At 58.8% G+C, this 15064-nt stretch carries 15 protein-coding genes; 2 read left to right on the forward strand and 13 right to left on the reverse strand.

The window, feature by feature from the left end; translation table 11 throughout:
• Window position 1: 1 nt before the first annotated feature.
• From hisS to AC4BBN_RS19850, 9 genes are all read right to left on the reverse strand, one after another.
• On the reverse strand, window positions 2-1291 hold the full coding sequence (hisS, locus tag AC4BBN_RS19810) for a histidine--tRNA ligase (RefSeq protein WP_490593740.1): 1290 nt from the start codon (window positions 1289-1291) through the stop codon (window positions 2-4).
• Between the two features lie 77 nt (window positions 1292-1368).
• Complete coding sequence (gene ispG / locus AC4BBN_RS19815) at window positions 1369-2634, reverse strand: flavodoxin-dependent (E)-4-hydroxy-3-methylbut-2-enyl-diphosphate synthase (RefSeq protein WP_490593741.1); 1266 nt, start codon at window positions 2632-2634, stop codon at window positions 1369-1371.
• On the reverse strand, window positions 2634-3539 hold the full coding sequence (locus AC4BBN_RS19820; protein ID WP_490593742.1) for a helix-turn-helix domain-containing protein: 906 nt from the start codon (window positions 3537-3539) through the stop codon (window positions 2634-2636). Before AC4BBN_RS19820 ends, ispG begins: the two co-directional genes overlap by 1 nt.
• Window positions 3532-4365, reverse strand: a complete 834-nt coding sequence (gene pilW, locus AC4BBN_RS19825; protein WP_490593743.1) for a type IV pilus biogenesis/stability protein PilW — start codon at window positions 4363-4365, stop codon at window positions 3532-3534. Before pilW ends, AC4BBN_RS19820 begins: the two co-directional genes overlap by 8 nt.
• A 3-nt stretch (window positions 4366-4368) precedes the next feature.
• Window positions 4369-5517, reverse strand: a complete 1149-nt coding sequence (gene rlmN, locus AC4BBN_RS19830) for a dual-specificity RNA methyltransferase RlmN (protein ID WP_490593744.1) — start codon at window positions 5515-5517, stop codon at window positions 4369-4371.
• 76 nt (window positions 5518-5593) lie between these two features.
• Entirely contained in the window at window positions 5594-6019 is a 426-nt protein-coding gene (gene ndk, locus AC4BBN_RS19835; RefSeq protein ID WP_490593745.1) for a nucleoside-diphosphate kinase, read from the reverse strand.
• A 127-nt stretch (window positions 6020-6146) separates the two neighbouring features.
• Window positions 6147-7493: a pseudouridine synthase gene (locus tag AC4BBN_RS19840; RefSeq protein WP_490593746.1), complete on the reverse strand. Its 1347-nt coding sequence runs from the start codon at window positions 7491-7493 to the stop codon at window positions 6147-6149.
• On the reverse strand, window positions 7486-8175 hold the full coding sequence (gene scpB / locus AC4BBN_RS19845; protein ID WP_490593747.1) for an SMC-Scp complex subunit ScpB: 690 nt from the start codon (window positions 8173-8175) through the stop codon (window positions 7486-7488). Before scpB ends, AC4BBN_RS19840 begins: the two co-directional genes overlap by 8 nt.
• Before the next feature lie 136 nt (window positions 8176-8311).
• Window positions 8312-9259, reverse strand: coding sequence for an RluA family pseudouridine synthase (locus tag AC4BBN_RS19850; protein ID WP_490593969.1), 948 nt, complete (start codon window positions 9257-9259; stop codon window positions 8312-8314).
• An 86-nt stretch (window positions 9260-9345) separates the two neighbouring features.
• On the opposite strand from AC4BBN_RS19850, the gene AC4BBN_RS19855 reads away from it, so the two are divergent.
• The gene (locus tag AC4BBN_RS19855; RefSeq protein WP_490593748.1) at window positions 9346-10152 is read left to right on the forward strand and encodes an outer membrane protein assembly factor BamD; all 807 of its coding nucleotides are present in this window, start codon (window positions 9346-9348) and stop codon (window positions 10150-10152) included.
• Here AC4BBN_RS19855 and yoaA read toward each other — a convergent pair.
• A complete protein-coding gene (gene yoaA, locus AC4BBN_RS19860) occupies window positions 10115-12124 on the reverse strand; it encodes a DNA repair helicase YoaA (protein ID WP_490593970.1) in 2010 nt (669 codons plus the stop codon). The two genes, AC4BBN_RS19855 and yoaA, sit on opposite strands and share 38 nt — an antisense overlap.
• A complete protein-coding gene (locus AC4BBN_RS19865) occupies window positions 12124-12327 on the reverse strand; it encodes a YdcH family protein (protein ID WP_490593749.1) in 204 nt (67 codons plus the stop codon). Before AC4BBN_RS19865 ends, yoaA begins: the two co-directional genes overlap by 1 nt.
• Window positions 12328-12457: 130 nt before the next feature.
• On the opposite strand from AC4BBN_RS19865, the gene AC4BBN_RS19870 reads away from it, so the two are divergent.
• Window positions 12458-13213: a PP2C family protein-serine/threonine phosphatase gene (locus tag AC4BBN_RS19870; protein WP_490593750.1), complete on the forward strand. Its 756-nt coding sequence runs from the start codon at window positions 12458-12460 to the stop codon at window positions 13211-13213.
• Between the two features lie 94 nt (window positions 13214-13307).
• On the opposite strand, the gene ilvC is transcribed toward AC4BBN_RS19870, so the two are convergent.
• Together ilvC and ilvN are read right to left on the reverse strand one after the other, a co-directional pair.
• Window positions 13308-14324 (reverse strand): ketol-acid reductoisomerase, encoded by a 1017-nt coding sequence (gene ilvC / locus AC4BBN_RS19875; RefSeq protein ID WP_490593751.1) that lies wholly within the window; start codon window positions 14322-14324, stop codon window positions 13308-13310.
• A gap of 130 nt (window positions 14325-14454) precedes the next feature.
• Entirely contained in the window at window positions 14455-14946 is a 492-nt protein-coding gene (ilvN, locus tag AC4BBN_RS19880; protein ID WP_295960339.1) for an acetolactate synthase small subunit, read from the reverse strand.
• Window positions 14947-15064 lie beyond the last annotated feature (118 nt).

Genomic DNA, 15064 nt, shown 5'->3' on the forward strand with positions numbered 1-15064 from the left:
GTCAAGCATTCGATTGTAGGGTCGGCGCCCAGGTGGCCACATCGGCCAGAGACTGGGTGGTTTGCACTCCGCTGCCGTCGCGCAGGGATTTGACCGTGACCAGGTTTTGCGCCAGCTCGTCAGCGCCAAATATCAGCGCAAACCGAGCGCCACTGCCATCGGCCTTTTTCAGCTGCGACTTCATGCTACCCACACCCTCGCCGGCTCCGGCGTGCATCTGCACTTGCACGCCCGCGCGGCGCAACGTCTGCAAGGTTTGCATGGCGACCGGCAAGGCAGTAGCGTCAGGCACGACCGCGTAAGCGTCGGCCGCCTGCAGAGGCAGCTCGGCGCCCTGCTCCTTGATCAGCTCCAGGACACGCTCGATGCCCATGCCCCAGCCAACAGCCGGCGTAGGCTTGCCGCCGAGCAGCTCGAACAGTCCATCGTAGCGGCCACCGCCGCATAACGTGCCCTGAGCGCCCAGCTCGTCGGTAATGAATTCGAACACCGTGTGGCTGTAGTAATCCAGGCCGCGCACCAGGCGCGGATTCACGGTCCACTGCACGCCACAGCTGGTCAGCAGGGTCTGCACCGTGTTCAGATGCTTCAGCGAAGCCTCCCCCAGGTAACTGAGCAGTTGCGGCGCATCATGCACCATGGCCTGCATGGCCGGGTTCTTGGTATCCAGAATCCGCAGCGGGTTGGTCAACAGGCGGCGCTGGGCGTCGGTGTCCAACAGTTCGCGGTGTTGCTCGAAATAGGCGATCAGCGCGGCGCGGTGCGCCTGGCGCTCAGCCGGCACACCCAGGCTATTGAGTTCAACCCGCACATTGCGCAGGCCCAGGTTGGCAAACAACTCGTGCGCCAACAGCATGATCTCGGCATCCACCTCGGGGCCAGAGAAACCCAAGGCCTCCACGCCGAGTTGGTAGAACTGGCGGTAACGGCCGCGCTGGGGCCGCTCATGGCGGAACATCGGGCCCATGTAGTACAGGCGCTTGCCGCCGTCATAGGTCAGGTTGTGCTGGATGGCCGCGCGCACCACGCCGGGCGTGTTTTCGGGGCGCAGGGTCAGTTGCTCACCGTTGAGCCGGTCCTCAAAAGAGTACATCTCCTTTTCGACGATGTCGGTGGTTTCACCGGTGCCCCGCACAAACAAGGCCGTGGGCTCGACGATGGGCGTGCGGATCATGCGGTAGGCCGAGCGCGCCATCAGCGTGCGGACCTTGTCCTCCAGCCACTCCCAGCGCGCGGAGTCGGGAGGCAGTATGTCGTTCATGCCTTTGACGGCAGTCAGTTTGTCAGCCATGGGATCAGATGCTATTGAATGTATAGCTTCCAGCGCAGGTATCTCCTGCGTCAGAGGCCTTTTTGTATAAATTTTTGCTATGCCGCCGCGTGGTCGCCAAAGCGTTTTTCGATGTAGTTTTCGACGATGGCCTGGAACTCCTGGGCGATATTCTCGCCGCGCAGGGTCACGCTTTTCTCACCATCGATGTACACCGGCGCAGCCGGTGCCTCACCGGTGCCGGGTAGGCTGATGCCGATGTCGGCATGCTTACTCTCACCCGGGCCATTGACGATGCAACCCATTACCGCCACCTTCATCGCCTCGACGCCAGGGTACTGCTTGCGCCAGACCGGCATCTGCGCGCGCAGGAAGTCATCGATCTGCTTGGTCAGTTCCTGGAACGTGGTGCTGGTGGTACGGCCACAACCCGGGCAGGCGGTGACGCTGGGCACAAAGCTGCGCAGGCCCAGGGACTGCAGAATTTCGGAAGCCACCACCACCTCTTGCGTGCGCGCTTCGCCCGGCTGCGGCGTCAGCGAGACACGGATGGTGTCGCCAATGCCTTCTTGCAGCAGGATGGACAGCGCGGTAGCCGAGGCGACCGTACCCTTGGTACCCATGCCCGCCTCGGTCAGGCCCAAGTGCAGCGCATAGCGGCAGCGCTGCGACAGCGCACGGTAAACGGAGATCAGGTCCTGCACGCCGCTGACCTTGCAAGACAAAATGATTTGCTCTGGTGACAGGCCCATGGACTCGGCCAACTTGGCGGACTCAATGGCGGATGTAATCAGCGCCTGGTACATCACCGGCTTGGCATCCCAGGGTGTGGCTCGGCGGCTGTTTTCGTCCATCAGGCCGGCCAGCAGTTCCTGGTCCAGGCTACCCCAGTTGACGCCGATGCGCACGGCCTTGTTCCAGCGGACCGCCGCTTCGATCATCTGGCCGAACTGGCGGTCACGCTTATCGCCCTTGCCCACATTGCCGGGATTGATGCGGTACTTGGACAAAGCCTCAGCGCAAGCCGGGAACTCGGTCAGCAGGCGGTGACCGTTGTAGTGAAAGTCGCCTACCAGCGGCACATCGATGCCCATGCGGTCCAGCTGTTCGCGGATGTAGGGCACGGCCTGGGCGGCCTCGGGGGTGTTGACTGTGATGCGCACCATCTCCGAGCCAGCCAGGGCCAGCTCTTTCACCTGGATGGCTGTACCAATCGCGTCCACCGTATCGGTATTCGTCATGGACTGGATGCGCACGGGGGCGTCGCCACCCACCGTGACATCGCGGGAGCCCCAGCGAACATGGGCTTGGTAGCTATTGCGCGCGCGCGGCGCGGCTGCATCTACAGGCGTCAGAAAGTCCATTACTTCACCTCGAATCGGGCGACATGGTCTTTGGCAAAAGGCGTCATGTCAAAAGCCTGGCCGCGTACGTTCAACTGCACGGCATCCACACGTCCCACTACCATAGCGAACGGCGGCGTGCCGGAGGGCTGGACCACCTCGCCTGCATTCAGCGTACGGCTAAACGCCACCACGCCCTTGGCATCCGTCACTTTCAGCCAGGACTCCCCCGTGGCCGTTACGACCATGATGGAGGGAGCAATGGCTGCGGCAAGCGGCGCACTGGCGGCAGGCACCACAACTGGAGCTGGAGCAACAGGCGCGGCGGGCGCTGCTACCAATGGAGCCGGCAGCACAGCAGAAGCCGCCGGTGCAGGGTCGGCCAGGGGTTCCACCACAGGCGTCGGCGCAGGCACAGCCGTAGACACATCTGCGCCCTGGGACACATCTGCCGCCTCTTCCTTGCTTTTGGGCCACAAGAACACAGCTAAAGCCGCGACCAGCAGCAAGGCCACAGCCACTACGGACGGACTGGGCATTTGCCCCTTCAGACCGAAACGCGGACCCGTATGCGGCTGCCGAAAAGGCGTGTTTATCCCGGAGTCCGCTGCGCCAAGCCGCGAAGCAGCGCCCTGGGGAAAGTGCGCCAAAACCGGTGCAGCGTCAATCTTGAGGCTGCGGCACACGCTGGCGGCCAAAGCGCGCGCAAACATCACGTCAGGCAAGGCATCCAAGCGACCGGCTTCCAAAGCCTCGAGCTTGCCCACGGGCACCTTGAGCGACACGGCCAAAGCGGCTACATGCAGGCCCACTGCCTCACGGGCCTGGCGCAACAACTGTCCAGCGCGCACAGCCGAGGGTTCACCCTGGGCCTGGATTTCAGACTCCACCGCAACGGGTGCCACCGGCACCACTGGCTCATTCATCAAATGCCCCTCTCTCGTACGCCGCCAGTTCGCGGGATTGTGCATAACGCTTTCGCAGCTGGTCTACCAGCTGCATCATTGCCTCACGGTTTTCCATGCGGCGCTCAACCTTGATGCCCAGCCACAAGGACTCGGAATTCGCAAGCTCGGAATTATTGATTCTGCGGATGTAGAACTGCGCACGCGTCCACTCTCCTCGCTGGTACAGCAAAGTGGCCAGGTTGTAGCCGGTGATGGGGTTGCCAGGATCGAGCTCATAAGAGCGAGACAAACTGCGCTCAGCCTCGGGCAACAAATTGGCGCGCTGCTGGCAAAGGCCCTCCGTCATCAGAGTTTTGGCGCGCGCGCTGTAAATGGGGTTAGCTAAGGCCTGCTCGAACATTTGCACAGATTCCGCGTAGCGGCCCTGCTGGCACATCAGCCAGCCATAGTTGTGCATGGTATTGGGCTCGCGCGGGTTCAACGCCAGGGCCCGGCGGAAACTGTCTTCAGCCAAACGCAAGTCGTTCAAGCGCATGTAAATCAACCCACGCAGATTGAAGGCGTCAGAAAACGAAGGGTCGATCACCAGAGCCTGCTTCAGCTCGTCCAGCGCCACCGTGGTTTGGCCTTGCTCGAAATAGCCGATCGCCAATTGCAGGCGGGTACGGGCATGCTTGCGGGCTTCAGGCTCATCCGACGACGTCACGATGTCAGTCTGGCTGCCAGGATTCACGGCTGCCGCTGGAGCCACACGACCAGGCGCACCGCAACCGGGTAGGCTCAATGCGATAGCACACCCCGCCAACAGCGCCAACAGACTGTTACCCCGCAATTTTTTTTGCATTCCTCAGACCCCTTTGGGCGGCTCAACTACTGACGGCACCTGCGCCATCATCACCATACGTTGCTGGGCCATGCGCTTCACCACCTGGGTGCGGTCCTTGACATCACCAGCCAATTGACCACAGGCCGCATCGATGTCTTCACCTCGAGTCTTGCGCACGGTCGTCACGATACCTGCGTCACTCAACAGCTTCCCAAATGCCGTTACACGGGCCATCGGTGAACGCAACAATCCAGACGCCGGAAAAGGGTTGAATGGAATCAGATTGAACTTGCACCACACGCCGGGGCGTCGGTATTGCTGCACCAATGCAATCAACTCCTGGGCATGCTCAGGCTGGTCATTGACGCCATCCAGCATGCAGTATTCAAAGGTGATGAAGTCCCGAGGCGCATGCTCTAAGTAGCGATTGCAAGACTCCATTAGCTCGGCCAGGGGGTATTTACGGTTCAAAGGGACCAGGTTATCGCGCAAAAGATTGTTTGGCGCGTGCAGTGATACCGCCAACGCCACAGGGCAATCCTGCGCCAGGCGGTCGATCATCGGCACTACGCCAGAAGTAGAAACCGTCACCCGGCGGCGCGACAAACCGTAGCCATGGTCGTCCAGCATCACCCGCAGGGCCGGCACCAAGGCGTTGTAATTCTGTAACGGCTCACCCATCCCCATCATGACTACGTTGGAGATGACGCGGTCTTCGGTTTTGAGGTGTTTACGCAGGAAATGTTCAGCAAACCATAGCTGGGCCACGATTTCACCGGTGGTTAGATTGCGGCTGAAGCCCTGGTGCCCGGTGGAGCAAAACCGACAACCTACAGCGCAACCGGCCTGCGATGAAATGCACAGCGTGCCACGGTCGCTCTCGGGGATAAAAACCGCCTCAACGGCATTCCCCTCACCCACATCAAACAACCATTTGATAGTGCCATCGTTGGAAGCATGCTGGCTAATCACCGGCAAGCCCTGCACATGCGCGCTACCTGCCAATTTGCCACGCAAGGATTTGGCCAGATCACTCATCTGGTCAAACTCTGTGGCTCCACGCTGGTGGATCCATCGAAACAACTGCGTCGCGCGAAAACGCTTTTCCCCTAGCCGCTCACAAAATGCGGCCAAGCCGTCGAGATCAAACTCGAGCAGATTGGTCGTCATTTGAGGCGCCGCTCAGGGCTCACCCCCACCAGCGATGCCCTCTTGCAGAGGCAGCGAAGCATGAGGGTGCACATAGTTAGCGGGAGTAGACGTTCAGGCCAGCGAAGAAGAAAGCGATTTCTTCCTTGGCGGTTTCAGCAGCGTCGGAACCATGCACCGCATTGGCGTCGATGCTGTCGGCGAAGTCAGCGCGGATGGTGCCGGCGTCAGCCTTCTTGGGGTCCGTTGCACCCATCAGGTCACGGTTCTTCAGAATGGCGTTTTCGCCTTCCAGGGCCTGGATCATCACAGGGCCGGAAATCATGAAGTCCACCAGATCCTTGAAAAAAGGACGGGCTTTGTGCACAGCGTAGAACGCTTCGGCTTCGCCGCGCGACAGGTGCGCCATGCGAGCTGCCACGACCTTGAGGCCAGCAGCTTCGAAGCGTGCGTAAATTTGGCCGATCACGTTCTTGGCGACTGCGTCGGGCTTGATGATGGAGAGGGTACGTTCGATTGCCATAATTTTCCTGAACTTAGGTTTTTAAAATTTTGCTAACAAAGCAAAGCCTGCGAGTTTAACCCGCCGGCGTGCCCACTTCATGAATAGGCCGTGGCGGTGTACGCCATTGCCTTGGTCAATTTAAAGATTAGCGGCTACGGCCACCACTGCGACGCGGCCCGCCGTTACCACCACCGCCTCCGCCAGAGCCTCCGCTACGTCGTGGCCCGCCCTGATTGGACTCCTTGCGCTGCCGGGTAAAACTATCAGCACCAATGTAGCCAAACGCGGTTTTCATCGGATCTGGCTGGCCGCCACCGGCAGCCCGGTCCGCGACATCCTTACGACCTTGACCACGGCCTTTGCCGCCAATCTGATTAGTCACCAATGGATTCGGACCCGCAGGTAGGTTGACACCAGATGGACGGGGACCGCGGCCGCCGGTATTGCGGCCGCCGCGCGTGCGGCTCGGGGCGGGTCGGGCATCAACAGGGTTAGGTGGACGACGGCTCGGAGCGCGGGTCTGGCGCGGCACGTCATCAAACTCGCTCGGTGGAGCCTTGTTGGCCGCCTGCACCAAGGCCTGGATATCCCGATCGTCGAGCTCCATCCAGCCGCCGCGCTTGAGACCGCGAGGCAACAACATGGCACCGTAGCGTATGCGAATCAGCCGACTCACCGCATGCCCCACGGCTTCAAGCATGCGGCGAACCTCACGGTTGCGACCTTCGGAAATGGTTACGCGGTACCAGCAATTGGAGCCTTCACCGCCGCCATCTTCTATGCTACCGAACGAAGCCATGCCATCATCCAGCTTGACACCATCAAGCAGACGCTGCTTTTCTTCCTTGCTCAACGCGCCCAGCACACGGACCGCATATTCGCGCTCCAACCCAAAACGCGGATGCATCAACTGGTTTGCCAATTCACCCGAGCTGGTAAACAGCAACAGACCTTCGGTGTTCAGATCCAGCCGCCCGACCGACTGCCACTTGCCCTGGAATAATTTGGGTAATTTACGGAACACGGTCGGACGATTTTGCGGGTCGTCATTGGTCACCACCTCACCCACAGGCTTGTGGTACGCGATCACCCGAGCAGGAGGCGGCTCGATCCGGAAGCGTACAGGCTTGCCATTGACCTTGACCGAATCCCCAAATTGGACGCGCTGACCAATGTGGGCAGGCTCGTTATTGACCGAAATGCGCCCCTCCAGAATTAGCTGCTCCATCTCCAGGCGCGAGCCCATACCAGCCTGGGCCAGCACCTTGTGCAGCTTTGGACTCTCCGCAAGAGGCGCCAGCACGCGCTTCAGCGGCGCAACGTCGGCACTTTCTTCATCAGCATCAAACTGGCCCGACACCACATCCAGAAAGCGGTTTTCCGCGTCGTCTGATGGCGCCGGCACAGGTCGGGAGCCAGCTTCGGCGCCCACGGTCAAACCCTCTGTAGCAGGAGGCGTAAACGGCGCGGGGTCAATAGGAATGTTATGCATGAGGCGAACTTGTTATCGGAGAATCACCGCTAACGGTGAGTGGGTCAAGAAGAGGCTCGGAGGACTCCAGCAAAGCTGGTGACCCATCCGCAGCAGGGTTATCGATCGGCAGTGCCGCTTGCGCAAAATCTTCGGCTTGCGTCAAAGAGGCCAGCAGCTCAGCACTTTGCACGGGGTCATCCGCCAACGGCAGCTGGTCCAAGGAGGTGAGACCCAGATCGTCAAGAAACTGACGCGTGGTCGCAAACAGCGCAGGACGACCCACCGTTTCTCGGTGGCCAATGACCTCAATCCAGCCGCGATCTTCCAGCTGCTTGATGATCATTGCACTGATGGTGACGCCACGGATCTCCTCCATGTCCCCCCGGGTAGCAGGCTGGCGATAGGCAATGATGGCCAACGTCTCCAGCGTCGCACGCGAATAACGGGGCGGCTTCTCAGGATGCAAACGATCCAAGTACTCGCGCATCTCAGGCCGACTTTGAAAACGCCAGCCGCTCGCCACCTGAACCAGCTCCACGCTACGTTGCGACCACTCACCTTGTAAATCCAACAATAGAGACTTCAACGTGTCTGCACTCAGTACATCGTCAAACAGGACACGCATATCGCGGACAGGCAAAGGCTGCTGCGAACAAATCAGTGCAGCCTCGAGGACGCGCTTGGCCTCTGCCGTATTCATGTGTGTAGCTATTCCGGGGAAAACGCCATTCAAGGACGCAAAATCGACAGCGCGGAACTCACAGTACACGCGACCCGCTGGGGTGTCGTCAAAAAAACTGATAGCGTCAGGACAAAAGCCCGAGCATCAAACGCTTTTATCCATTGTAACCGAGACCCCAATCGGCCAAGGCTCGACGCATGTCCTGCGGCAATGGTGCATGGAAGCGCAACGCCTCCGCCGTCATCGGATGAACAAATGCCAGTTGAGTCGCATGCAATGCCTGGCGGGCCATTCCGGCAGCAGCAGCACCGCCATACACAGCATCCGCCACCAGCGGGTGCCCATCAGCGGCCATATGCACCCGAATCTGGTGGGTGCGCCCCGTGTGCAAGGTGCAGCGAACCAGGCAACCCTGGTCGCAATTCTCCAGCAAAGCCACATCCGTCCTCGCAGTTTTACCCGCATGCAAGGCCAAATCAACAACTGCCATGCGCAGCCGATTGCGCGGATCACGCCCGATCGATGCATCCAAGCTGCGGTTTACTGGACCAGTCCACGCCTTGTGCGCCAAAGCCAGATACTGCCGGCTTACGTCTCGCGCCGCGATCATGGCCACCAATGCGTCCATAGCGGCCCGGCTTCTGGCCACGACCATCAATCCGCTGGTGTCTTTGTCCAGCCGATGAACAATGCCTGCCCGGGGCAACATCTGGGCTTGTACATCGCGCGCCAGCAGTCCGTTGAGTAAAGTTCCGCTCCAATTTCCCGGTGCGGGGTGGACCACCAAGCCAGCCGGCTTGTTGATTACACGGAGGAAAGCGTCTTCAAAAACAACCTCCAGCTCCATGGGCTCTGGCTTGAAAGCCTGACTTTGCTGCGTGGGACGCAACTCGATAAGACCCGCATCACCCGCCTTCACTTTGGCCGCAGGCTTCAGTGCAGGCCGGCCATTCAAAGTCACGGCCCCGGCTTCAATCAGTTGTTGCAAATAGCTGCGCGAGAACTCAGGCACCAACTCGACAAGGGCACGATCCAGCCTTTGCCCATGTAGCGTTTCGGCAATATGCAATGCACGCCGCTCGGACTCAACCTCCACATCCAGAGGATCCGTAAGGTTTTCTGCCAAACCTTCGGTGGCGAGGTCGGTCGATATAATCAAATCGCTTAGTTTCAAGAAAGTGGCCAGTGATGTTGCGCTCTAGATTATCGGTGTTCCCTGGCCTGCTGGCCGTCGTTCTGACTTGCGGCCTATCTGCCTGCTCAACTGTGACCGAAGACAAAACGGTCGGATGGAGTCCCAACAAGATTTACTCCGAAGCCAAGGACGAGCTCAACTCGGGCGCGTATGACAAGGCCATTGGCTTGTTTGAAAAGCTGGAAGGCCGAGCCGCAGGAACGCCATTGGCACAGCAGGCAGAGCTCGAGAAGGCATATGCTTACTACAAATCAGGAGACAAGGCGCAAGCCCTGGCCACCCTGGACCGTTTCCTCAAGCTGCACCCTGCCAGCCCCGCCCTGGACTATGCCCTTTACCTCAAAGGTATCGTCAACTTCAACGAAGACCTGGGGTTATTCTCTTTTGTAACCCGACAAGATCTGTCCGAGCGCGACCAAAAAGCAGCCAAGGAATCCTTTGAGTCATTCAAGGAACTGAGTAGCCGCTTTCCCGAGTCTCGCTTTACGCCCGATGCGCTGCAGCGCATGGTCTATATCGTCAACTCCCTGGCCCAGTACGAGGTGCATGTTGCACGTTATTATTACAGCCGCGGAGCCCATGTAGCAGCAATCAACCGCGCCCAGTCAGCTTTGATGGACTACCAGAATGCCCCTGCACGTGAAGAGGCCCTGTACATCATGGTCAAGTCATACGAAGCCCTGGGAATGACGCAGCTGCGAGACGACACACAACGCATACTGGCGCAAAACTACCCCAAGAGTGAGTACGTGAGCCAAGGCTTCAAGGCCAAGGATTCTCCGTGGTGGAAGATTTGGTAAGCGCCTGTAAGGCTGTCTGAAATTCGACCTCCGTTTTCAAGACCCGCATAGGGGGCAGAGCAGCACGCAAACGCTTGCCGTAGCCCATACTGACCAGACGCACGTCGCACACCACCAGCAAGCCTCGGTCTGTTTCGTGCCGAATCAAGCGCCCAGCGCCCTGCTTTAATGCAATGGCGGCCTCTGGCACGAAATACTCCATGAAGGGATTCCCTCCCTCTGATTCAATTCTCTGGGCTCGCGCCTCTGTCACAGGATCGTTGGGCGGCGGGAACGGCAACTTATCAATGATGACGAGCTGCAGCACATCACCGGGAATATCAACCCCCTCCCAAAACGAGGCGGAAGCCACCAACACACAGCCAGGCTGCCCATTGGATGCCCCCTGGCGGAAGCGCTCCATCAAGCGTCGCTTGGGCTGATGTCCTTGCACTAACACATCCAGCGCCAAATCCCCAGCGAATGCAGCCCGCAAGGTATCACCAATTACCTGCAACGCACGAAGAGACGTCGTCAAAACCATGGTGCGTCCACCCAGACTGCGCACTGCCGCTTCAGCAAAGAGCGATACCTGGGTGCTGTGCGATGGCTCGCTAGGCTTGGGCAGATGACGCGGAACGTAAAAACCGGCCTGGCCGGCATAGTCAAAGGGGCTTACCACGCGAACACAGGCTGCACCATGGAGTCCGCAACGCTCAGTAAACCAACTCAATTGCGCGTCGTCTCCCAATGTCGCTGACGTGAATATCCACGACTTCCCGGCTTCCACTGCGTCCACCCCAAATAGCCGTGCTTTGACGACCGACGCGATATCCAAGGGCGACTCTGTCAGGCGCAGATGCATACCCACTTCAAGCCAGCGCACAACCTGGGAAGAACTGGCCCGTGAAAACTGCAGAGCCACGGAGTGCAAAGTCATAGCCCGCTCATGCAGCCGCACAAAGTCTGGAGCGAGCTCGCTGACCATATCCAAAGCCATCGCCGATTGCTGCAAAGCATCCACCACGTCCACCATGGCCTCGCACCAAACTGTCTCCTGCAGACCCTCTGGCACCAAGCCTGTCCACCGCAAGCGCGTATTGGAACCGGCCTTACCAACCACCAGCCGCAGCTCGCGCGCGGCTCGCTCCAAGACAAAAGCCGTTTTCTGCCAATCAACCAAACCACGCGCTTGCTGCAAACCCGCAGCCAGCAGGTCTCTAGCAAAGTCCAGCAACTGCCCGGTTGTGCAATGGGTACCCAAAAACTGAACTCCGGTTTCGTTCAGTTGGTGCGCCTCATCGAAAATAGTTACCCGCGCGGTAGGCAGTAATTCAGCCACTCCACTCTCTCGCACCGCAAAATCGGCAAAGAAAACATGGTGGTTCAGCACCACCACATCGGCCGCCAACGCCTCTCGACGGGCCAGATTCACATGGCAATCGCGAATCCTGGGACACTGGGAACCTAGACAATTCTCACGGGTTGATGTCACCCGCGGAAGCAAGACTGAACGCTCATCCAAACCGTCAACTTCCGCCATATCTCCGCTGCGAGTCACCAAAGACCAGCGCTCGATATCGGCCAAGGTCTGCAGTTCAGAGCGGTCCACCGGATGAAAATCAAAACGAGCGTGCTCCAGACGCTGGAGGCACAAATAGCTGGCACGGCCTTTTAGCAAAGCGATCCGCACAGGCAGACCCAAAACACGCACCAAAAACGGCAAGTCGCGGGCAAACAATTGATCCTGCAAATTCTTGGTCGCGGTAGACAGCAGGACACGCTCACCACTCAGCAGCGCCGGCACCAGATACGCAAAAGTTTTTCCTACACCGGTCCCTGCCTCGACCACCAACACACCGCCCTCCGCAATGGTCTTGGCCACACTCAAAGCCATATCCAGCTGGCCAGGACGGAGCTTGTAATTACTCGTGGTGCGCGCCAGAACCCCGTCAGACGCAAAGACCTCTTGAACCTGCTGGCCCAGGCCCATCAAGCAGGCTCTTTGGGATCAAGCGACATTTCCAAGCGCGCAATTTTGTCGCGCAGAGCCAGGCGGCGCTTTTTCAGCCTTTGCAGCATCAGTTCATCCAGGGGTTTATGCTCGACCATGTGGTCAATGCTGGCATCCAAATCGGCGTGCTCCATGCGCAATTCGATCAGTTGGCGTTCAGGGGAGTGGAGATTAAGATTCAAGACGGCAATCTAGGACAAGAAGAGCCAGACGCATTCCAGCTTGGCTGGATAATACGGGCGAGTAAAGTTTGTCTGCACATTATGTGCGTAGCCGCTTCCTGCGCCAACCATAGAACTAAGCATTTCATATATGTCCCCAGGTTTTCGGATTACCGCTTCGACGGGCCTTCACAAAGGCGATCGCGAATACCAACAAGACCAGCTCCTCGTGCTCAGCCATGCCCGTGTACACGGCTGCGTGTTGGCTGCAGTGGCCGATGGCATGGGAGGACGCAGCGGTGGCCGCAAGGCATCCGACCAGGTCATGATGACCGCACGCCAGCTCTTCGAACGCTTTGATCCCTACAACGATGACCCGCGCGACCTGCTGAAAAACATCATTGCTGAGGCCCATCTGGTCATCAAGTTGACAGCCATTTCTGCCGAGGAAGAGCCACACAGCACGGCCGCCCTGTTTTTGATTACCCCGCAGGGCCAGTGCCACTGGGCACATGCTGGCGACTCTCGGATCTACCACTTTCATAAAGAACGACTCGTCAAGCGTACGCTGGACCATTCCTTTGTACAAAACCTGGTGGAGCGCGGCGAAATCACCCCCGAAGAAGCGAACACACATCCCAACGCTAACATCTTGCTAGGCTGCCTGGGCACTGAGGCCGACCCGCCCGTGGACGAACACCTGCAGCTACAGCTGCAGCCTGGCGATACGCTACTGGCTTGCAGCGACGGCCTGTGGCACTACTTCACCGACAATGAATTGGGCAGCATCTTGTCCAGCCTGCCACCGCGTGAGGCGAGCGAAATACTGGTGGAACAAGCGCGCAAGCGAGCCCGAGGCACGGGTGACAATCTCTCACTGGTTCTGGTGCACATCTCCGCACTGTAAGCACGCCCATACAAAAAGAGCCCGTCAACCTGAAGATTGACGGGCTCTTTGCAATTCTCACCGCGTGCCGCTATAGCAGCCGCACGCAGGAGTATTAGTTGCGGGTTTGGTCGACCAGCTTGTTCTTGGCGATCCATGGCATCATCGCGCGCAGCTGGGTCCCGACCTTTTCAATCGAGTGCTCTGCGGTCAGACGGCGACGGGCGGTCATGCTGGGGTAACCAGTACGGCCTTCCAGGATGAACATCTTGGCGTATTCGCCGGTCTGGATACGCTTCAGTGCGTTGCGCATTGCTTCGCGCGATTCAGCGTTGATCACTTCGGGGCCGGTCACATACTCGCCGTACTCGGCGTTGTTCGAGATCGAGTAGTTCATGTTGGAAATGCCGCCTTCGTAGATCAGGTCCACGATCAGCTTCAGTTCGTGCAGGCACTCAAAGTAGGCCATTTCAGGAGCGTAACCGGCTTCAACCAGGGTCTCATAACCCATTTTGATCAGTTCGACAGCGCCGCCGCACAGAACGGCTTGTTCGCCGAACAGGTCGGTCTCGGTTTCTTCCTTGAAGTTGGTTTCGATGATGCCGGCCTTGCCGCCACCATTGGCCATGGCGTAGCTCAGAGCCAAGTCACGGGCCTTCCCGGTCTTGTCCTGGTGCACGGCCACCAGGTGGGGCACGCCGCCGCCCTGGGTGTAGGTGTTGCGCACGGTGTGGCCAGGAGCCTTAGGGGCGACCATCCACACGTCCAGGTCAGCGCGTGGCACGACTTGGTTGTAGTGCACGTTGAAGCCATGGGCGAAGGCCAGCGAAGCGCCTTGCTTGATATTGGGTTCGACGTTGTTCTTGTAGACGCCAGCGATGTCTTCGTCAGGCAACAGGATCATGACTACGTCAGCAGCCTTGACCGCGTCGTTGACTTCCAGCACGTTCAGGCCAGCTTTGCCAACCTTGTCCCAGGAAGCGCCGCCCTTGCGCAGACCGACCACGACCTTCACGCCACTGTCGTTCAGGTTTTGCGCGTGCGCATGGCCTTGGCTGCCGTAACCGATGATGGCGACCGTCTTGCCCTTGATCAGGCTGAGGTCACAGTCTTTGTCGTAAAAAACTTTCATGTTCTGCTTTCAAAAATTAAAGGTTTGGCGAAATGCCCATCGACAGGCTCAGGGCGAACGTTTACCGCAATCGCCAAAAATAGTCCGTTCGCGTTGAGCCCGTCGAAACGCGCGTACGGACGACTCAAAACTAAACCCGCAGGATGCGCTCACCACGGCCGATGCCGCTGGCGCCAGTGCGCACGGTTTCCAGAATTGCCCCACTGTCCAGCGCCTCTAAGAATGCATCGTTCTTACCCTGGTCGCCTGTGAGCTCGATGGTGTAACTCTTCTCGGTCACGTCGATGATGCGGCCACGGAAGATGTCGGCCATGCGCTTCATTTCTTCGCGCTCTTTGCCGACGGCACGCACCTTGACCATCATCAGTTCACGCTCGGTATAAGCGCCTTCGGTCAGATCGACGACCTTGACCACCTCGATCAGCCGATTCAGGTGTTTGGTGATCTGTTCGATCACGTCGTCCGAGCCGGAGGTCTGGATGGTCATGCGCGACAAGGTGGCGTCTTCGGTCGGAGCGACCGTCAGCGACTCGATGTTGTAACCACGAGCGGAAAACAGGCCCACCACACGCGACAGAGCACCGGGTTCGTTTTCCAGCAAGACAGCAATGATGTGTTTCATAAGACTAGATTCCTCTTTTTGCTACCCTCCCCTGCACACGGTAATGTGCAGGCTCGGCAGACAATAGATTCGTCAGAAAGTTAATACTATCGAATTGATAGCTGCCAGCGCAGGCAGT

The organism is Rhodoferax sp. SPJ21 (assembly GCF_058216335.1).

Coding starts and splice junctions, on each gene's coding strand:
- hisS (WP_490593740.1), bottom strand. CDS start 1,291: ATGGCTGACAAACTGACTGCCGTCAAAGGCATGAACGACATACTGCCT.
- ispG (WP_490593741.1), bottom strand. CDS start 2,634: ATGGACTTTCTGACGCCTGTAGATGCAGCCGCGCCGCGCGCGCGCAAT.
- AC4BBN_RS19820 (WP_490593742.1), bottom strand. CDS start 3,539: ATGAATGAGCCAGTGGTGCCGGTGGCACCCGTTGCGGTGGAGTCTGAA.
- pilW (WP_490593743.1), bottom strand. CDS start 4,365: ATGCAAAAAAAATTGCGGGGTAACAGTCTGTTGGCGCTGTTGGCGGGG.
- rlmN (WP_490593744.1), bottom strand. CDS start 5,517: ATGACGACCAATCTGCTCGAGTTTGATCTCGACGGCTTGGCCGCATTT.
- ndk (WP_490593745.1), bottom strand. CDS start 6,019: ATGGCAATCGAACGTACCCTCTCCATCATCAAGCCCGACGCAGTCGCC.
- AC4BBN_RS19840 (WP_490593746.1), bottom strand. CDS start 7,493: ATGCATAACATTCCTATTGACCCCGCGCCGTTTACGCCTCCTGCTACA.
- scpB (WP_490593747.1), bottom strand. CDS start 8,175: ATGAATACGGCAGAGGCCAAGCGCGTCCTCGAGGCTGCACTGATTTGT.
- AC4BBN_RS19855 (WP_490593748.1), top strand. CDS start 9,346: ATGTTGCGCTCTAGATTATCGGTGTTCCCTGGCCTGCTGGCCGTCGTT.
- yoaA (WP_490593970.1), bottom strand. CDS start 12,124: ATGGGCCTGGGCCAGCAGGTTCAAGAGGTCTTTGCGTCTGACGGGGTT.
- AC4BBN_RS19870 (WP_490593750.1), top strand. CDS start 12,458: ATGTCCCCAGGTTTTCGGATTACCGCTTCGACGGGCCTTCACAAAGGC.
- ilvC (WP_490593751.1), bottom strand. CDS start 14,324: ATGAAAGTTTTTTACGACAAAGACTGTGACCTCAGCCTGATCAAGGGC.
- ilvN (WP_295960339.1), bottom strand. CDS start 14,946: ATGAAACACATCATTGCTGTCTTGCTGGAAAACGAACCCGGTGCTCTG.